The organism is Pseudomonas sp. PNPG3 (assembly GCF_023093815.1).
Classification (GTDB): Bacteria; Pseudomonadota; Gammaproteobacteria; order Pseudomonadales; family Pseudomonadaceae; genus Aquipseudomonas; species Aquipseudomonas asiatica.
This window is the reverse complement of the sequence record NZ_JALLKV010000020.1, coordinates 37,399-56,074: the sequence shown is the minus strand read 5'-3', so window position 1 is coordinate 56,074 and position 18,676 is coordinate 37,399. Positions and strand designations below refer to the sequence as shown.

The window sequence follows — 18,676 nt, the reverse complement described above, 5'->3', positions numbered from 1 at the left end:
GCACCGGCCCTATCGCCGGCAAGCCAGCTCCCAAAGGTACTGCACATGGCTTGCAGCCGATGCGGTCGCAGTGGGAGTTGGCTTGCCGGCGATAGGGCCAGTACAGGTTTTCACAAGCGCTGCAGAATCAGCTCACCTGCAGCGCCGGCCAACCCAGGTTGGCCCGGCTGCCCCGGCCGGCCGTTGGCGCCGGCGTCTGTGCGGTACACCAGGCAACCCTTGCTAGCCCCGCCCTTGCCGGCCTTGCCAGCAGCCCCGGCTTTGCCCGGTGCGCCGCCGTCCAGGCGCACCACGATGCGTTCCTGCGGGAAGCCCTGCGGCACGCTCAGGCGGATGCGCCCACCCGGCGCGCCATCGTGCCCGTTGCCGCCGTCATCGCCGTTGGCACCGCGGCTGGCCTGGCCCCAGGTGCAGCCACCGGCCTGGCCGTTGGCGCCATCCAGCCCCACGTACCCCGGCGCACCGGCACCGCCACGGGCATCGATAGCCAGGCGCTCGGCATCCACTTCAGCCAGTTTCAGGTCCAGGCTGCGGCCTGACCGGGCTCCCCGCTGGTAAGTGCCCGCCGCTCCCGGCGCACTGAATTCACTACCCTCACCCAGCCGCGCGCTGCGCGCCTCGATCAGCAACGGGCTATCGGAAGGTGCAATGGCGATACGCGCATCGCGCCCCAGCTCCAGCTGGTCGACCTTCAATTCCGCGAGCGTGGCAGGCAGCAGCAGGGTTGCGGCATCAGCGACACGCAACTGTGCCAGGTGCACGCTGGCCGACTTGTCGGGCAGGCGCAGCATGGAATTGGCAGCAACCTCCAGGCTTTCGGCCTGGGCCAGGGGAGCGGCCAACATGGCCAATAACATCAGATTACGCATTTCGCGGCGCCTCCTGCACACGGGGGATGGACATGACATGGAAGATACCCGTCAACAGGATCTGCAAACGATCGAACCAGCGGTGGCTGCGGCCGCGCAAGCTGCCATTGAAGAACAGCACTTCAAGCAGGTGCAGGCCCAGCAAAGTGATGCCGGCGGCGTTGATCAGCAGGTTGAAGGGCAAGGGTTGTGGCATGAACTGATTGAACAGCACCACCCCCCAGAAAGCGACAGTCAGGACCTTGCCCAAGCCCAGGATGAACTTCATATCCCGCCCCCATGGATTGTTGTTATGTCGAGACGGCCCGTTCGAGCGGGCCGTGCGACCAACATTAACTGCAATGCCCGGACAGGCGCCAGCACCACTCAGTTGAGGTGCAGTTCCACCCGTCGGTTGCGGGCACGGCCCTCCTCGCTTTCGTTGTCGGTGAGCGGCTCACTCTCGCCGCGCCCCTGGCTGGTGACCTTGCCCGCCTCCAGCCCCTGGCCGATCAGGTAAACGGCCACGCTGCTGGCGCGGCGTTCGGAAAGTGCCTGGTTGTAGCTGTCGGAGCCGACGTTATCGGTATGCCCGATCACGCTTACCTTGGCCACCGTCGGTGAATCGAGTTTTGCCACCAGGCCTTGCAGGCGCTGCTGGGCCGCAGGGGTCAGCTCGGCGGAATCGAAGGCGAACATCACCGCGCCGTTGTCATCCAGGATGATCACCTCCGGCGAGGGTTCAGGTTCAGTGGCAGGCGGCGATGCGGGGTACACCTTCAACGGGCAACCCATGTGGTCGACCGCAGTGTTGGCGGGGGTATCGGGGCAACGATCGCGGCGGTCGAAAATGCCGTCGCCATCTTCGTCGCCATCCTGGGCGTAACAGATCAGGCCCCCGGCGATGGCGCCAAGGGCACCGCCGCCAGCCGCCCAACTCGAACTTTCGATGGCGCCAAGGCCACCACCGACCAGGCCGCCGAGCAGGCTGCAGATGGGCCAGGTCCTCTGGTTGAGCGGCGCGCTGCCATCACTGTGGGTGGCGCAGCCCGCTAGCAGGCTGGCAGCCACCAACAGCGGCAGCGCCGCCTTCGACGTCACACTCATGCTGAATGCTCCTGTGTCATTGGCCACGGACGGCTGACCGCCGTGAAGACGCGCCCGTACCACTGCTCAAGGCACGGGCGCACGCCGATCTACCGCTGGATCTTGATCTCGGTACGGCGGTTCATGGCACGCCCCTCGGCCGTGGCGTTGTCTGCCACCGGCTGGGTTTCACCAGCACCGACCACCGACACGAAGCTGCTGCGCGGCACACCGCTCTCGACCAGGTAATCGGTCACCGAGTGGGCACGGCGCTCGGACAGTTTCTGGTTGTAGCTGTCGGAGCCGACGCTGTCGGTATGGCCGCTGACGCTCAGGCGGGCGGACGGCGCCTCCTGTTTCAGGCGCGTGGCGATGGTGTTGAGGCGCTCCTTGTCGCTGGCGGTCAGGCGCGCAGAGTCGAACTCGAAGTGCACATCGCGGATGACGATGACTTCTTCCTTCTGCACCACCACTTCCTCGACCACCGCGGCCGGCTCCGGCGGGCAGCCGTTGGCATCGACCTGCACACCGCGCGGGGTGCCTGGGCACTTGTCACGGCTGTCCGGCACGCCGTCGCCATCCTCGTCGCCATCGCCATGGGCCCAGCAATAGCCCGCCGCCAGGCCACCGCCCAGCAACGCGCCCCAACCAGCCCAGCTGGAGCTCTCGATGGCGCCCAGGGCAGCGCCGCTTACACCCCCGACGGCGGCACATTTCGGCCAGTCGGTCTTTTGCAAACCTGCACAACCAGTCAACACACTGGTGAGCAGAACCAGGGGTATCGCTGTGCGTACTATGCTCATTTCATTGCTTCTCCTAGGGGGAATCGGCATAAGGCCGATTTCAGGGAGTAAAGACCGAGCATCTGATCCCTGCCACCAATAAGCCACGACACAGTCACATGCCTCTTTGCCCGCACGCTGCGGCCCGCTAGTCTTGGACGACTTCAACGAGGATTGGCAATGACCGACGGTTTTTCCCAGCGCACCCCGCAGCAGGCCCTGGCGGCCCTGCTCGAGCGCTTCACCCCGCAACGCCTGCTGCTGGTGGGCACGCGCTTCCCGGCGCTGGACGCCTTCGCCCAGGCGCACCCACAGGTAACCATCGCCATGTCCGCCCCAGGCCCGCTGCCGGCCGAACTGGCAGCCCAGCGCTTTGACCTGGCGGTACTGGTGGACTGCCTGGAGCACCTGCCAAAACGCACCGGCCTGGAATTGCTCGGTGGCATTCGCAACCTCAATGCCAGCCGGGTCGCGGTGCTGGCCGACCTGGCCGCCTGTGGCTGGCAGGACACCGATTTCTTTGCCCTTGCCCTGTCGGCCAGCGAGAAATTCCACCGTGACCAGCAGGTATTGAGCCTGTTCACCTATGATTTACATGACTACAAGCAGGTACCGGACTGGCTGAATGCCAAGTTCTGGGCCAACCCTGAAAACTTCGGCAAGTACTGGTGGTGATGATGAGTGTCTCGGTCTGCCCTTGTGGCAGTGGCAACCTGCTCGACGCCTGCTGCGGGCATTACCACGCCGGCACCCCGGCGCCCGATGCCCAGGCGCTGATGCGCTCACGCTACAGTGCCTACGTGCTGGGCCTGGTCGACTACCTCGTGGCCACCACCCTGCCGGCCCAGCAAGCCGGCCTGGACCGTGCCGCCATGGCCGCCTGGAGCGCCCAGAGCACCTGGCTGGGCCTGGAGGTGGAAAGCGCTGAGGTGCTGGGCGGCCAGCCGGAGCACGGTTTTGTCACCTTCACTGCACGCTGGCACGACCAGGAGGGTGACCATCAGCACCGCGAGCGCTCGGCATTCGTCCAGCACGCCGGGCGCTGGTACTTCATCGACCCCACGGTCGGGCTCAAGGCCGGGCGCAACGACCCTTGCCCCTGCGCCAGCGGCCAGAAGTTCAAGAAATGCTGCGCCAGTTACGTGGGTAGCTGACCATGATCGCCCGCACCCGCCCGCTGCTACTCGCCACCCTGATGGCATGGTTTGCACTGCTCGCGGGCTGCGCCAGCTGGGGCGGTGACGACTGGCGCGAACCCGAGGTGCACCTGGTCGAGGTGGAGACGGTCAAGGCAAGGTTGCTGGAGCAGGAGTTCGTGCTGCATCTGCGAATCGACAACCCCAATGACAGCCGCCTGTTCATCCGCAACCTGTCGTATGCCATACGCCTCAACGACCTGTTGCTGGTGCAGGATGAAACCAGCGTGTGGCGCAGTGTCGGCGGGCATGCCCGGCGTACTTTCAAGATCACCGCACGGACCAACCTGTGGCAGCACCTGAAACCGCTGGCCAAGCTGCTGAAAAGCGAACAACCACTGCATTACAGCCTGCAGGGCGAGCTGGCGACCGGGTTGCTCATCCATCGGGACCTGCACTTGTCGCGCAGTGGTGAGATAATCCCCGGCGATTACAAACCGGAGTGACCCTGCAATGTCCCAGCAACCCCACGTTCATGGCCCTGACTGCAACCACGATCATGATCACCACCACGATCATGGCCATGTACACGGCCCGCACTGCAACCACGGCCACCAGGAGCCGGTACGCAACGCCCTGAAGGACGTTGGCCGTAACGACCCGTGCCCGTGCGGCAGCCAGAAGAAGTTCAAGAAGTGCCACGGCGCCTGACCTGAACAGCACTCGCGCGTCCCTGCTGCGGGCCGCGCAGAGGGTAGCCGGGGTCTAACTGGCCCTGGCAGGCCCTGAAACCTTGCGCTGCAGCAACCCTGCGGTGGCCATGAGCAGCACGATGCATAGGGCCATGCAAATGGCATTGGTGCCATCCCAGCCGACCGTACCCAGCAACAGCGATGGGCTGAATGCACCAACGGTCGCGAACACCGCAATGGCCAGATCGTTCTTCCCTTGCATCTGCATCGCTGCCGGGCTGTTTTGCAGCGTCTGCGCCAACAGCGCCCCACCGCCCACGTAGGTCAGGTTCCAACCCAGGCCCAAGGCTATTAGTGACAAGGTCATCATCGCGTAGCTGTGCGACCACATGTTCATGGCCGTGCAACCGATCAGCAGGCACAGGCCAAGACAGATGGTGGCCCTGATGCCGAGCTTTTGGATGATGGCGCCGGTGAAGAACGACGGCGCAAACATGGCAATCACATGCCATTGAATCGCCAGGCGAACGTCGGAAAAGTCCTCATGCATGTGTTTCATGTGCATGGACGCCTGGATCATCAGCAAATTCATGATCCCGTAACCCAGCGCGGCCACGGCCATGGCCACGGCAACCACCGGGCTCAGCGGCTCGGCGGTCGTGCCAGCCGGTTTCGCTGCACGGTCGTTACTGGCGGTGCCGGTATCGCCGGGCAGGCAGGCCGCTGTCAGCAACGACATCACCGCCAGGCCGACAAAAGCGGCGTAGCACAGCGAAAACAGCGGATACCCACCAACGTCCCTCAGCCACTCGGTGAGCGCCGGCCCGACCATGGCAGCGATCACCCCACCAGCCACCACCAGGGAAAGCGCCTTGGGCTTCAGGTTCTGGGCCAGATTGTCGGTGGCCGCGAAGCGATTGAAGTTGGCAAACGCAATGTAGATGCCCAATGCCGAATGGCTGATCACCAGCGTCGGGAAGTGCTGGTACTGCACCGCCAGGTAACCACTGATGCCAGACACCGCCAAAGGGACCGAGCCCAACATGAAGGCGCGCTTGCGGCCAATGCGGCTCATCAGCCTGGAGACCGGATAGGTAGCCAGCATCAGGCAGAGGAACTGGAACCCATAGGGCACAGTGGACCATGTGGCGGCAGGCGCCAGCGCCGCCCCGACAATGGCCGCCATGGTCACGGACATGACCGCAGTCGTCAGGTTGATCGATTGCGCGGTGAAATACAGGTACGTGCGCCGTGGAAGGGGGCTCGACATGGCGTGTGCTCACGGTTGGTGGACGGGTGGAATTCGGCATTGGAAAGATGCCGACAGGTGCATGGTGGCACCTGCCGCGCCCTGAAGCTCGAACAGTCGACGCGCTTTCCGGTTAACTGTTAGGCTGTTTTTTCTAACAGCTGCTGGACCCGCCATGCGCCCGCACAGCCTTCATGACCAGTTGAAACAGCGCCTCGAAGCCGGCGAATGGCTGCCTGGCCAGCGCATGCCGTCCATCCGCAAGCTGACGGCGGCGGTTGGCTGCAGCTACCACGATGTCGTCTCCAGCTATGCCCGATTGGTAAGCGAAGGTGTGTTGACCGCCATTCCTGGCCGCGGCTACTTCGTCGCCAGCCACACACGGCAAACCGGCACAGTGGATACGCCCGCAGGCATGGCCGACGACCCGCTGTTCAAGTTGCTGCAGGGGGGCCAGCACTACACTAAACTGGGCAGCGGCTGGCTGCCACCCGCCTGGCGAGACACCGAGCTGCTGGCCAGGGCAATTCGGCGTACGGCACGCCTGGAGCAGAGTTCGCTGGCAGAATATGGCGACATCCAGGGCTACCTGCCCATGCGCAAGCAGTTGTGCGTGCACCTGAAACGCCTGACCCGTGTCGATGCCCGGCCAAGTCAGTTGCTGACTACGCTGGGCGCCACACAAGCGCTGGACCTGGTGGCGCGGTTGTTGATCAAGCCAGGCGATCACGTGTTCGTCGACGAGCCCGGCAATGGCAACCTGATCAAACTGATCCAGTTGGCCGGCGGCCATGTGGTCGGGGTGCGCCGAACCCAGGACGGACCGAGCGTGGAAGACATGAAGGAGCACCTGGCCAGGCACAAGGTCAAGGCATTCTTCTGCAACAGCACCTTCCACAACCCGACCGGCGGCAACATCAGCCCGCGCAATGCCTTCAGCGTCCTGCGCCTGGCGGTGGAACACGACTTCTTCGTGGTCGAGGACGATGTCTACGGCGACTTCAGCCCGGGTGTGCGCCAGACCTTTGCCGAACTGGACGACCTTGAGCGGGTCATCTACATCGGCAGCTTCTCGAAATGCCTGTCCGCCTCATTGCGCGTGGGCTACATCGCCTGCTCGGCAGAGCTGATGGAGCCGCTGACACGCCTGAAGCTGCTGACCTGCGTGGCGGTACCGGCGTTTTGCGAGCGCTTCGTCAACACCATTTTGTCCGATGGCACCTATGCCCGGCACATGCAAGACCTGCAGCAGCGCCTGATCCGGCAGCAGGCGCAGACCCAGCAGTTGTTGCGGGCGCGTGGCTGGCAATTCGACATAACGCCCCAAGGTGGCATGTTCCTGTGGGTCTACCACCCCGAACTGGCCGACCTGAAGCCCTTCATGCATCGCCTGGAACAGCACAAGGTGCTATTGATGCCAGGCTCTGCCTTCGCCGTCAGCCGTGACTATCAACGCCTTGCTCGCATCAATTGCACGCACTTTTCCGACGCCGTGGCCGAACATTTCAAGGTTTGAGTCGGCACTGGCAAATAAAGCGCCCAGGGACCTTGCACGGCGCCTGCGCGCTCACTACCTTAACGCCTTTCGAAACCCGCCACGCCTTGCAGGAGCCCTTGTCATGGCCGCCCCCGCCTTTCCTCCATTCCGCCCGCGGTTCGCAACCGCTGCCACGCTGCTCGGCATGCTCGTGCTGGCCGGCTGCCAGACGGGCGGCTACCAGGACAGCGTGCCGCCGACCAGCGGTGTGCAGCCACTCAAGGGCCTGGCGCAGAACGTCTCGGTACGTCGCAACGCAATGGGCGCACCACTGATCGAAAGCAGCAGCTTCCATGACGCCCTGTTCAGCCTGGGCTATGTGCATGCCGGCGACCGCATCGAGCAGATGGTCGCCATGCGCCTGCTGGCCCAGGGCCGCCTGGCAGAACTGGCCGGCAGCGACGCGCTGGACATCGACCGTTTGATGCGCGCGGCCAACCTCAAGCAGAGCGCCACCCAGCAGTACGCCGACGCCTCGCCACGGCTCAAGCGCTTCTTCGAAGTGTATGCACGCGGGGTCAACGCCTACCTGTTCCGCTACCGCGACAAGCTGCCCGCCGGCCTGGCCAGCAGTGGCTACCGCCCCGAATACTGGAAGCCCGAAGACTCGGCACTGATCTTCAGCCTGTATGCGTTCAGCCAGTCAGTGAACCTGCAGGAAGAACTGAGCGCCCTGACCCTGGCGCAGAAAGCCGGTAGCGACAAGCTGGCCTGGCTGCTGCCCGGAGCCCCGGACGAGCCGTTGGCCGAAGCCGAAGTGGACAAGCTCAAGGGCCTGAACCTGGCCAGCCAGTTGCCGGGGCTGCCAGCCCTGGCAGCCGCCAGCCAGAAGCTGGCCGACCTTGACCTACTGGGGAGCCCGGGCTCGGCCAACCTGGCCCTGGCGCCGCAGCGCAGCCGCAGCGGCAAGAGCCTGCTGGCCAGCGACAGCCGAGCCGCCTGGGCCCTGAGCCCGGTACAGATCCACACCGGCAAGTACCAGGTCGCCGGCCTGTCGTTGCCCGGCCTGCCGATCGTGCTGGCCGGCTACAACGGCAAGCTGGCCTGGAGCAGCAGCGCGGTCATGGCCGACAACCAGGACCTGTACCTGGAGCAACTGCGCCACCAGGGCAGCCAGCTGAGCTACCTGGCCGACGGCAAATGGCTGCCGGCCCGCGCCCGTAGCGAAACCTTCTTCGTCCGCGGCCAGCGCCCGCTGCGCGAGGTGTTGTACGACACCCGCCACGGCACCCTGCTGGCCCAGCCAGGCAATGCCAGCCTGGGCCTGGCGCTGAACCTGCCACAGTTCAAGGGCGACCGCAGCCTGGATGCGCTGTTCGACCTGACCCGTGCCAAGAGCGTGGAGCGTGCCTTCGACAGCACCCGTGAAGTGACCGCCGCCGCCCTCAACTTCGTCTTCGCCGAACCTGAGCACATCGGCTGGCAAGTCAGTGGCCGCTACCCCAACCGTCGCGAAGGCCAGGGCCTGCTGCCGTCGCCGGGCTGGGACGGGCGCTACGACTGGGACGGCTATGCCGACCCGATGCTGCACCCTTACGACCAGGACCCACCCGCGGGCTGGATCGGCCACGCCAACCAGCGCAGCCTGCCGCGTGGCTATGGCATGCAGCTGTCCAGCACCTGGTACTACCCCGAGCGCGCCGAGCGCCTGGCCCAGCTGGCCGGCAATGGCCGCCACGACAGCCGCAGCCTGATGGCCCTGCAGAACGACCAGACCACCCTGCTGGCCGACAAGCTCAAGCAGATGTTCGACGCCCCGGGCATGGCCCAGCCGCTCAAGCAGGCGATCGACGCCCTGCCCGCCGCACAGCGCGACAATGCCCGCGACGCGCTGGCCCGGCTCAAGGCCTTCGATGGCCGCCTGAGCCCGGTGTCGGCCGATGCCGCACTGTACGAACTGTTCCTCCAGGAAGTGGCCCGGCAAACCTTCCTCGACGACCTGGGCCCGGAATCCGGCCCGGCCTGGCAGGCTTTCGTCAGCAATGCGCGGTTGTCGTTCTCGGCGCAGGCTGACCACCTGCTGGGCCGCGACGACAGCCCGTTCTGGGATGACCGCAGCACCCCGCAGAAAGAAGACAAGCCGGCCATTCTCGCCCGCAGCCTGGCGGGCGCGGTGGATGCCGGCATCGCGCAACTGGGCGCCGACCGCCGCGCCTGGCAGTGGGGCAAGCTGCACCAGTACCGCTGGCCTGCACCGGCCTACCATGGCCTGGGCGATGCCCTCGGTCGCCCGCCGCTGGCTGCCGGTGGCGACTTCACTACCCTGGCCCTGACGCCATATGCCTGGGGCAGCGAATTCGACACCCGCCTGCCGGCCTCGGCACGGATGATCGTCGACTTCGGCCAGGCCGAGCCGTTGCAGGTGCTGACCAGCAGCGGGCAGTCCGGCAACCCGGCCAGCACGCATTACAGCGATGGGCTGGATGCCTGGTTCCAAGGGCGCTTCATGAGCCTGCCACTGCAGCAGCAGAACTTCGGGCGAGCTTATGGCAACCAGCGTTTGACGTTGGTGCCTGGGAAATAAACAATGGCGCCTTTGTTGGGGCCACTTTGAGCCCCAACCATCTCCAGTCGAACTTCCCGCATCTACCATGGTTCCTAACTGGTAACTCCAAGCCAGCGCCCATGCCATGGACCTCGTCATCGCCCGCCCCGAAGGCCTGTACTGTCCGCCCGGTGATTTCTACATCGACCCCTGGCGACCAGTGGAGCGTGCCGTCATCACCCACGGCCACGGCGACCATGCCCGCGTCGGCAACCGCCATTACCTCACCGCCGCCCCAGGCGCCGGCATCCTGCGCAGCCGCCTGGGCCAGGACATCGACCTGCAAACCCTGCCGTACGGCGAACGCCTGCTGCACCATGGCGTAACCCTGAGCCTGCACCCAGCCGGGCATGTACTGGGCTCGGCGCAAGTGCGCCTGGAGTACCAGGGCGAGGTCTGGGTCGCCTCCGGCGACTACAAAGTGGAGCCCGACGGCACCTGCACGCCGTTCGAACCGGTGCGCTGCCACACGTTCATCACCGAATCGACCTTCGGCCTGCCCATCTACCGTTGGCCCAGCCAGGGCGAGATCTTCACCGGCATCAATACCTGGTGGCGCGCCAATTGCGAACAGGGCAAAGCCAGCGTGCTGTTCTGCTATGCCTTCGGCAAGGCCCAGCGAATCCTCCATGGGCTGGACGCCAACATTGGCCCAGTCCTCGTGCATGGCGCTGTCGAACCGCTCAACCGGGTTTACCGGGACGCTGGCGTCTACCTTCCGCAAACGCGCTATGTCGGCGATATCCCTCGCAACGACCCGCTGCTGCGCCAGGCTCTGGTCCTGGCACCGCCTTCGGCGGGTGGCAGCAGCTGGATGCGCCGTTTCGGTGACTACAGCGATGCCTTTGCCAGTGGCTGGATGCTGTTGCGCGGCACCCGCCGCCGGCGCGGGGTAGACCGAGGCTTCGTGCTCTCGGACCATGCCGATTGGCCGGGGTTGCTCTGGGCCATCGGCCAGACTGGCGCAGAACGCGTGATGGTCACCCATGGCTCGGTCAATGTGCTGGTGCGCTACCTCATCGAACAGGGCCTCGATGCCCGCGCCTTCGTGACCGAGTACGGCGAGGAAGATGACGTGGTAGCCGCGGAGCCAGACGCATGAAAGCATTCGCCGAGCTGTACCTGAGGCTGGATGCGACTACCTCCAGCACTGCAAAGCTCACGGCGCTACGCGAATATTTCAGCACCGCCCCGGCTGGGGATGCCGCCTGGGCGGTGTACTTCCTGGCAGGTGGCCGCCCTCGCCAACTGGTGCCTACACGCGTGCTGCGGGAGCTGGCCGGCAGGTTGGCGGGGCTGCCTGACTGGCTTTTCGAGGAGTGCTACCAGGCCGTTGGCGACCTGGCCGAAACCATTTCCCTGCTGGTTCCGGAAAGCCACCACCCCGGCGGCGACGGCCTCGCCCGCTGGGTCGAAGCCCATCTGCTGCCATTGCGCGGCCTGCCAGTCGAGGAGATCCAGCAACGCCTGCCGCCTCTTTGGGCCCAGCTGGACCGCCCCAGCCTGATGCTTTGCCTGAAACTCATCACTGGCAGCTTTCGCGTGGGCGTATCGAAGCTGTTGGTCACTCGCGCCCTCGCGCAACTGGCCGGGCTGGATGCCAAACGCGTGGCCCAGCGCCTGGTTGGCTACACCGACATCAGCCACCGCCCGACGGCAGCCAGCTATCAACGGCTGATAGCCCCGGAATCAGACGATGAACATAGCTTGCGTGGCGGCCAGCCCTACCCGTTTTTCCTGGCCCACCCCCTGCAGGTATCAACCGAACAGCTAGATACACTGCTCGGGCCGCCGAGCGAATGGCAAATCGAGTGGAAATGGGACGGCATTCGTGCCCAGGTGGTCAAGCGCGAAGGCCAGCTGTGGGTCTGGTCGCGCGGTGAGGAACTGGTCACCGAACGCTTCCCCGAATTGCACAGCCTGGCGCAGACGCTACCCGACGGTGTCGTGCTCGATGGCGAGATCCTGGTTTGGAAACCTGGTGGCTCAGCGGCTGAGCTGGCTGTGCAGCCATTTGCCCTGTTGCAGCAGCGCCTGGGACGCAATACCTTGGGCAAGAAGCTGCTGAGCAACGCACCGGTCGTGCTGCAGGCCTACGACCTTCTGGAATGGCAAGGCGAGGACTGGCGCAGCCGGCCGCAGCATGCACGCCGCCAGCAGCTGGAGCAGGTACTTGAGCAGCACCCATTGGCCCCGGTATTGCTCTCGCCTCTGCTCGAAGGCCAGGACTGGACCGACCTTGCCCGCCAGCGCGAACAGTCCCGCAGCCTGGGGGTGGAAGGGCTGATGCTGAAACAGCGAGAGGCGTTGTATGGCGTGGGGCGCACCAAGGACATGGGCACCTGGTGGAAGTGGAAGATCGACCCGTTCAGCGTCGATGCCGTGCTGATCTATGCTCAGCGCGGCCACGGCCGGCGGGCCAGCTTGTACAGCGACTACACCTTCGCCGTGTGGGACGCGCCAGCCGGTACGCCGGGTCGGGCACTGGTCCCCTTTGCCAAGGCCTATTCAGGGCTCAGTGACGAAGAAATGCGCAAGGTCGACGCCATCATCCGCAAGACCACCGTTGAAACCTTCGGGCCGGTGCGCAGCGTGACGCCGACGCTGGTGTTCGAGTTGGGCTTCGAGGGCATCGCCCTGTCCAGGAGGCACAAGAGCGGCATCGCCGTGCGCTTTCCGCGGATGCTGCGCTGGCGGCTGGACAAGCCAGTGGAAGAAGCGGATGACCTGGCTACATTGCAGGCGCTGCTGGCCTGAAACAATTTCTGGACCGTGCTGGCTTCTTCGCGGGTAAACCCGCTCCCACAGGTCATGCACAAAAGCTGAGTTTTGTGCGATCCCTGTGGGAGCGGGTTTACCCGCGAAGAAGCCAGCGCGGTGGCCAGGAGGGCACCGATGCAGGCGCAAGGCCAAAAACTGTGCTTCTATCTGTGTGCCGCCCCGTGTCGCAGACCGTTTTCGCCACGCACCCAGGACCACCATGCACCATTCAACTCACGACCTGCTCTCGCCCGTTCCGGGCATCACCCGCCAGTTGCACAGCTTCCACTTCGGACCTCGCGGTGGCGGCAAAGTCTATATCCAGGCCTCGCTGCATGCCGACGAGCTGCCCGGCATGCTGGTGGCCTGGCACCTCAAGCGCCGCCTGGGTGAACTGGAACAGCAAGGCCGCCTGCAGCGCGAGATCATCCTGGTGCCGGTGGCCAACCCGGTCGGCCTGGAACAGGTGCTGCTGGACGCGCCGCTGGGGCGTTTCGAACTGCAAAGCGGCGAGAACTTCAACCGTAACTTCGTCGATCTTTCCGACAGCATCGGCGACCAGATCGAAGAACACCTGACCGAAGACCCGGCACACAACCTCGCGCTGATCCGCGAATACCTGCGGCGGGGGCTGGACGCACACCCGGCGCGCACACCGCTGCAGGCCCAACGCCTGATATTGCAGCGCCTTGCCTGCGATGCCGACATGGTGCTGGACCTGCACTGCGACTTCGAGGCGGTCGAGCACCTGTACACCACGCCAGACGCCTGGCCGCAGATCGAACCTCTGGCCCGCTACCTGGGTGCCCAAGCCAGCCTGCTTGCCACCGACTCTGGCGGGCAGTCGTTCGATGAATGCTTCAGCCTGGTCTGGTGGCAGTTGCAGCAACGCTTCGGCAAACGGTTCCCGATTCCGCTGGGCTGCTGCTCGGTCACCGTCGAGCTGCGCGGCCAGGCCGATGTCAGCCACGACCTGGCCAGCAAGGACTGCCAGGCGATCCTCGACTTCCTTACCCATGCGGGGGTCATCGAAGGCGCAAGCCCGGCCCTGCCCGCCTTGCGCTGCCCGGCCACGCCGCTGGCCGCAGTAGAACCGGTGATAACGCCACTGGGCGGGTTGCTGGTGTACCACGCCCGGCCAGGCCAGCACCTGGAGGCGGGCCAGTTGATCGCTGAAGTCATCGACCCGCTCAGCGACCGGGTGACGGCCATCCGCAACAGCCAGCCCGGCCTGCTGTATGCACGTAACGTACGGCGCATGGCTACCGCAGGCATGGTCATCGCCCACGTCGCAGGCGAGCAGGTGTGCCGCAGCGGCTATCTGCTGGCAAACTGATCCGGTAAAACCATTGCGCCTGGCTGGTTGTCTGTAGAAACACAGCCACCGAAGGACCCTATGCCCCATGCCCGCCGCCACCGACCTCGCCAAGGCCTGGTTCGCCAAGCGTGGCTGGAAGCCTTTCGCTTTCCAGCGCCGTGTCTGGGCCGCCGTGGAACGGGGCGAATCCGGCTTGCTGCATGCCAGTACCGGTGCCGGCAAGACCTACGCGGTATGGCTCGCCGCACTGAGGGCCTTCAAGGCCGAAGCCCAAGGGCGTCATGCTGCACCCTTGCAGGTGGTGTGGGTTACCCCCATGCGAGCCTTGGCCGCCGACACCGCCCGCGCACTGCAAATGCCGCTGGACGACCTGGGCCTGCCCTGGAGCGTGGGCATTCGCAGCGGCGACACCGGCAGTGCCGAACGTGCCCGGCAAGCACGGCGCCTGCCCAGCGTACTGGTCACTACCCCTGAAAGCCTTACGCTGCTGTTGACCCGGGCACAAGCTCGCGAAGACTTCGCCACACTGCGCCTGGTAGTGGTGGACGAATGGCACGAACTACTGGGCAACAAGCGTGGGGTACAACTGCAACTGGCTTTGGCCCGCCTGCGCCACTGGCACCCGAGCCTGCCGACGTGGGGCCTGTCCGCGACCCTCGGCAATCTCCAACATGCGCTGGACGTATTGCTGCCACAAGGCGGCCTGCTGGTACAAGGCCGACAGGACAAGCAGTTGCAGGTCGATACCCTGCTGCCAACGGCCATCGAGCGCTTCCCCTGGGCCGGGCACATGGGTTTGAAGATGCTCGATCAGGTCAACCGGGAGATAGATGCCAGCACTAGTTGCCTTGTCTTCACCAACACTCGGGCGCAGGCCGAACTCTGGTACCAGGCCCTGCTCGAGGTACGCCCCGAGTGGGCCGGGCTGATTGCCTTGCACCATGCCTCACTAGCCCGCGATACCCGTGACTGGGTCGAGCGCAGCCTCAAGCAAGGCAACCTGAAGGCAGTGATCTGCACCTCCAGCCTGGACCTGGGGGTGGACTTCCTGCCCGTGGAGCGAGTACTGCAGATCGGTTCCGCCAAGGGCATTGCCCGCCTCGTGCAACGGGCCGGGCGCTCCGGCCATGCGCCCGGGCGGCGCTCCCGGGTTACTCTGGTGCCCACCCACAGCCTGGAACTGGTGGAAGCAGCCGCCGCCAGGCACGCGCTGGCAGCCGGGCACATCGAAGCCCGGCATTCGCCGCGCTTGTGCATGGACGTGCTGGTGCAACACTTGGTAAGCATGGCTTTGGGCAGCGGCTTTCACCCGCAGCAGTTGCTGGCCGAAGTGCGCAGTACCTGGGCCTTCAGCGAATTGCGTGACAGCCAGTGGCAATGGGCGCTGGACTTCGTCTGCCATGGCGGCAGCTCACTCAGCGCCTACCCAGACTACCAGCGCGTCGAGCGCCAGCCCGACGGCACGTACAAGGTTGCCAGCGAACGTTTGGCACGTCGCCACCGCATGAGTATCGGTACCATCGTCAGCGACGCCAGCCTGCAGCTCAAGTACTGGAGCAAGGGTGGTGGGGGCAAGGCGCTGGGCAGCGTCGAAGAGGCGTTCATTGCCCGTTTGCGCCCTGGCGACACCTTGGTGTTCGCCGGGCGAGTGCTGGAACTGGTGCGCGTGGAAAACATGACGGCCTACGTACGCCGCAGTACCGCGCGCAAGGCAGCGGTTGCACGCTGGAATGGTGGCCGCATGCCGCTCTCCAGCGAACTGGCCGACGCACTGGTCGAGCAGCTCGGCGCAGCATCCCAAGGGCGCTTTCAAAGCCCGGAGATGCGAGCAGTACGCCCCCTGCTGGCCTTGCAGGCGCAATGGTCGGCGCTGCCCACCCCCGAAACGCTACTGGCAGAAACCTTCAAGTCGCGCCAGGGTTGGCACCTGTTCCTGTATCCGTTCGCCGGGCGCATGGCCAACCTTGGCCTGGCCAACCTGATCGCCTGGCGGGTGAGCCGCGTGCAGCCGCTTTCGGTTTCGATTGCGGTCAATGACTACGGGTTCGAACTGCTCAGCCCGGGCAACGTGGACTGGACCACACACCTTCCGCAGGCACTTGGTACCGAACACCTGCTGGATGATGTACTGGCCAGCCTCAACGCAGGAGAAATGGCGTTGCGTCGTTTTCGCGAGATCGCACAGATTGCCGGGTTGGTGTTTGGCGGGTATCCGGCGGCGCAGAAAAGCCTAAGGCAGATCCAGGCCTCCAGCGGCTTGTTCTATGAGGTATTTCGCAAGCATGACACCGGCAACCTGCTGCTGGCCCAGGCAAGGGACGAGGTGCTGAATGAGGAGCTGGAGATCGAGCGGTTGCACCGGCAATTGCTGAAGATGGGGCAGTTACAGCTGGAACTGCGACCACTCAAGCGGCCCGGACCGTTGGCATTTGCCTTGCTGGTGGAAGGCATGCGCGAAACGTTGAGCACCGAGAGACTGGCGGACCGGATTGCGAGGATGGTCGCGGAGCTGAACAGTGCGGCGGACGCTACGGAATGACCAACCTTCTACCCATCGAACACCATGGCCAAGTGCTCTGGCTGCTTTCGGACAAGGCCATTTACTGGCCAGCCCGTCATGCCCTGCTGGTGGCCGACCTGCACATCGGCAAGGCAGCAAGCTATCGCGCCTTGCACCAACCGGTACCGCGCGGCACTACCGAGGCGACACTCGCCCGCCTGGATGCATTGCTGGCAAGGCATGATTGCGAGCAACTGATCATTCTTGGCGATTTTCTGCATGCGCGCGCAGCGCAGGCACCGGCAACTTTGGCAACGCTGCAGGCCTGGCGAGAGCGCCACAGAACCCTGAAAATCGTGCTGATCCGCGGCAATCACGATCTAAACGCCGGTGACCCGCCCGCGTCACTCGGTATCGAAGTCGTGAGCGAACCCTGGCTGTTGGAACCCTTTGCGCTACAGCACGAACCCCGCCCCCACCCGACCCAACCGGTGTTGGCAGGGCACGTACACCCGGTATTCGTCCTGCGCGGCAAGGCTCGGCAACGCCTGCGATTGCCCTGCTTCCTGATCGATGGACAGGTCAGCCTGCTGCCGGCGTTCGGTGAATTTACCGGGGGTTGGGAAATTGCCCCCACGGGCGCCAGCCGGGTGTTCCTGACCGGTGCAGACCGCGTCTGGCCGCTCTAGCCGGATCACTCAGGCTACAGGTGCCGGTGGAGGCTCGTCCGGCAGGGTCGGTTCGCCCGGCTCCATGGGTGGTGTTTCACCGGGCTCCGGGGGTTGCGGGGTATCCGGGTCAGGCTGGTGGGGCACGCCCCCCGCCTGCATCGGCAGCGGGTGTGCCAGCAGTGACCATGGTAGCAACCCGACGTGGTTGGGCTGCAGGCCTGCCAGCTTGGCACTGATTGCGGGGTGGAGTTTCATTGGCTGCTCCTGGCAAGGCCGCTACGCGTCATGCGTACCGGCGTTATCCAGTTGGAGTGCCAAAGGCGCGGGGAATTCCCCGCGCTTGTCGGCTCAGGTACGCGGCAGGGTGACGCCGCGCTGGCCTTGGTACTTGCCGCCACGGTCCTTGTACGACACTTCGCATTCTTCGTCGGACTGCAGGAACAGCATCTGGGCCACACCTTCGTTGGCGTAGATCTTCGCCGGCAGCGTGGTGGTATTGGAGAACTCCAGTGTCACATGGCCTTCCCACTCGGGCTCGAGCGGGGTGACATTGACGATGATGCCGCAACGGGCGTAGGTGCTCTTGCCCAGGCAGATGGTCAACACATCACGCGGAATGCGGAAATACTCGACGGTACGCGCCAGGGCGAAGGAGTTCGGCGGGATGATGCACACGTCGCTCTTGATGTCGACGAAACTGCCTGCATCGAAGTTCTTCGGGTCGACGGTGGCCGAGTTGATGTTGGTAAACACCTTGAATTCGTCGGCGCAGCGCACGTCGTAGCCGTAGCTGGAGACGCCGAAGGAGATCACCCGGCTGTCCTGTTCGCCGCGCACCTGGCGCTCGACGAACGGTTCGATCATGCCGTGTTCCTGCGCCATGCGGCGAATCCACTTGTCCGATTTGATGCTCATGGCGGGGTGTCCTGAAGAGTTGCGAGGTGAAAATTCGAGACGCGCATCTTACCGGTCCCGGCGCCCAGGTTAAAGTTCCATGCCTCATCCCGCGCCGGGCGGGGGCTTCAGCCGCCGTCGATCCGAATTTGCGTAAAGCGCCTTCTGACCATTGGCAGGTTGCGGAAAGTGGGGTAAGGTGGCGCCACTGTGCTGCACGTGACACCGAGAATCTCTAGTTTGATGCACGATCCTGATCGGCCCATCGCTGAATTTTCTGCTCTCTTTGCGCTCAGTCCCGGCCAGGGTTTTTCCTGACCGTTATCAAATTGTCCAAGGAGACAGAAAAATGTCCAACCGTCAATCCGGTGTTGTTAAGTGGTTCAACGATGAGAAAGGCTACGGCTTCATCACCCCTCAGTCGGGCGACGACCTGTTCGTGCACTTCAAAGCCATCCAAGCTGACGGCTTCAAAACCCTGAAAGAAGGCCAGGCTGTTACTTTCGTCGCTACCCGCGGCCAGAAAGGCATGCAGGCTGAAGAAGTTCAGATCGCCTAAGTCGATCGAAGCTTCCTAGCTTTCAAAAAACCCGCCTTCCGGCGGGTTTTTTTATGCCTGGTCGAAAGACCGAGTCAGCCTCTTCGCGGGTAAACCCGC

At 64.6% G+C, this 18,676-nt stretch carries 19 protein-coding genes; 12 read left to right on the top strand and 7 right to left on the bottom strand.

Going from position 1 to position 18,676, the window contains the following annotated elements:
- Positions 1-110: 110 nt before the first annotated feature.
- The 4 genes from MJ643_RS15160 to MJ643_RS15145 form a co-directional block, all read right to left on the bottom strand.
- The gene (locus tag MJ643_RS15160; protein WP_024087646.1) at positions 111-869 is read right to left on the bottom strand and encodes a hypothetical protein; all 759 of its coding nucleotides are present in this window, start codon (positions 867-869) and stop codon (positions 111-113) included.
- Positions 862-1,137: a DUF1145 domain-containing protein gene (locus MJ643_RS15155; RefSeq protein ID WP_013973933.1), complete on the bottom strand. Its 276-nt coding sequence runs from the start codon at positions 1,135-1,137 to the stop codon at positions 862-864. Before MJ643_RS15155 ends, MJ643_RS15160 begins: the two co-directional genes overlap by 8 nt.
- Positions 1,138-1,235: 98 nt before the next feature.
- The gene (locus MJ643_RS15150) at positions 1,236-1,955 is read right to left on the bottom strand and encodes an OmpA family protein (RefSeq protein ID WP_024087647.1); all 720 of its coding nucleotides are present in this window, start codon (positions 1,953-1,955) and stop codon (positions 1,236-1,238) included.
- Between the two features lie 89 nt (positions 1,956-2,044).
- The gene (locus tag MJ643_RS15145) at positions 2,045-2,737 is read right to left on the bottom strand and encodes an OmpA family protein (RefSeq protein ID WP_003258902.1); all 693 of its coding nucleotides are present in this window, start codon (positions 2,735-2,737) and stop codon (positions 2,045-2,047) included.
- 159 nt (positions 2,738-2,896) lie between these two features.
- On the opposite strand from MJ643_RS15145, the gene MJ643_RS15140 reads away from it, so the two are divergent.
- From MJ643_RS15140 to MJ643_RS15125, 4 genes are read left to right on the top strand one after another with little or no spacing between them, the layout of a single operon-like run.
- Complete coding sequence (locus tag MJ643_RS15140) at positions 2,897-3,391, top strand: DUF6231 family protein (protein ID WP_047595774.1); 495 nt, start codon at positions 2,897-2,899, stop codon at positions 3,389-3,391.
- Positions 3,392-3,393: 2 nt separating this feature from the next.
- Positions 3,394-3,870, top strand: a complete 477-nt coding sequence (locus MJ643_RS15135) for a YchJ family protein (protein WP_015271542.1) — start codon at positions 3,394-3,396, stop codon at positions 3,868-3,870.
- A 2-nt stretch (positions 3,871-3,872) separates the two neighbouring features.
- Entirely contained in the window at positions 3,873-4,358 is a 486-nt protein-coding gene (locus MJ643_RS15130) for an LEA type 2 family protein (RefSeq protein ID WP_208209435.1), read from the top strand.
- Between the two features lie 7 nt (positions 4,359-4,365).
- Positions 4,366-4,563 carry an SEC-C metal-binding domain-containing protein gene (locus tag MJ643_RS15125; protein ID WP_003258907.1) on the top strand — a complete coding sequence of 66 codons (198 nt, stop codon included), beginning with the start codon at positions 4,366-4,368 and terminating at the stop codon, positions 4,561-4,563.
- A 54-nt stretch (positions 4,564-4,617) separates the two neighbouring features.
- Here the strand turns inward: MJ643_RS15125 and MJ643_RS15120 are convergent, their stop codons facing one another.
- Positions 4,618-5,814 carry an MFS transporter gene (locus MJ643_RS15120; protein ID WP_208209434.1) on the bottom strand — a complete coding sequence of 399 codons (1,197 nt, stop codon included), beginning with the start codon at positions 5,812-5,814 and terminating at the stop codon, positions 4,618-4,620.
- A 154-nt stretch (positions 5,815-5,968) separates the two neighbouring features.
- Between MJ643_RS15120 and MJ643_RS15115 the strand changes: the two genes are divergently transcribed.
- The 7 genes from MJ643_RS15115 to pdeM all read left to right on the top strand — a co-directional run bounded on the left by MJ643_RS15115 (position 5,969) and on the right by pdeM (position 17,142).
- The gene (locus MJ643_RS15115; protein WP_196184552.1) at positions 5,969-7,309 is read left to right on the top strand and encodes a PLP-dependent aminotransferase family protein; all 1,341 of its coding nucleotides are present in this window, start codon (positions 5,969-5,971) and stop codon (positions 7,307-7,309) included.
- Between the two features lie 103 nt (positions 7,310-7,412).
- On the top strand, positions 7,413-9,854 hold the full coding sequence (locus MJ643_RS15110) for a penicillin acylase family protein (RefSeq protein ID WP_196184551.1): 2,442 nt from the start codon (positions 7,413-7,415) through the stop codon (positions 9,852-9,854).
- A gap of 106 nt (positions 9,855-9,960) precedes the next feature.
- Entirely contained in the window at positions 9,961-10,977 is a 1,017-nt protein-coding gene (locus MJ643_RS15105; RefSeq protein ID WP_023660940.1) for a ligase-associated DNA damage response exonuclease, read from the top strand.
- On the top strand, positions 10,974-12,632 hold the full coding sequence (locus MJ643_RS15100; RefSeq protein WP_208209433.1) for an ATP-dependent DNA ligase: 1,659 nt from the start codon (positions 10,974-10,976) through the stop codon (positions 12,630-12,632). Before MJ643_RS15105 ends, MJ643_RS15100 begins: the two co-directional genes overlap by 4 nt.
- A 223-nt stretch (positions 12,633-12,855) precedes the next feature.
- Positions 12,856-13,971 carry a succinylglutamate desuccinylase/aspartoacylase family protein gene (locus MJ643_RS15095; RefSeq protein ID WP_013973944.1) on the top strand — a complete coding sequence of 372 codons (1,116 nt, stop codon included), beginning with the start codon at positions 12,856-12,858 and terminating at the stop codon, positions 13,969-13,971.
- A 67-nt stretch (positions 13,972-14,038) separates the two neighbouring features.
- On the top strand, positions 14,039-16,492 hold the full coding sequence (locus tag MJ643_RS15090; protein ID WP_208209432.1) for a ligase-associated DNA damage response DEXH box helicase: 2,454 nt from the start codon (positions 14,039-14,041) through the stop codon (positions 16,490-16,492).
- The gene (gene pdeM / locus MJ643_RS15085; RefSeq protein ID WP_208209431.1) at positions 16,489-17,142 is read left to right on the top strand and encodes a ligase-associated DNA damage response endonuclease PdeM; all 654 of its coding nucleotides are present in this window, start codon (positions 16,489-16,491) and stop codon (positions 17,140-17,142) included. Before MJ643_RS15090 ends, pdeM begins: the two co-directional genes overlap by 4 nt.
- Positions 17,143-17,151: 9 nt before the next feature.
- Here the strand turns inward: pdeM and MJ643_RS15080 are convergent, their stop codons facing one another.
- Complete coding sequence (locus MJ643_RS15080) at positions 17,152-17,379, bottom strand: hypothetical protein (RefSeq protein ID WP_003254918.1); 228 nt, start codon at positions 17,377-17,379, stop codon at positions 17,152-17,154.
- A gap of 93 nt (positions 17,380-17,472) precedes the next feature.
- A complete protein-coding gene (gene dcd / locus MJ643_RS15075) occupies positions 17,473-18,039 on the bottom strand; it encodes a dCTP deaminase (protein ID WP_003258001.1) in 567 nt (188 codons plus the stop codon).
- A 328-nt stretch (positions 18,040-18,367) separates the two neighbouring features.
- Here dcd and MJ643_RS15070 point away from each other — a divergent pair, with 328 nt between their 5' ends.
- Positions 18,368-18,577, top strand: a complete 210-nt coding sequence (locus MJ643_RS15070) for a cold-shock protein (protein WP_003254922.1) — start codon at positions 18,368-18,370, stop codon at positions 18,575-18,577.
- The last annotated feature ends 99 nt before the right edge of the window (positions 18,578-18,676 follow it).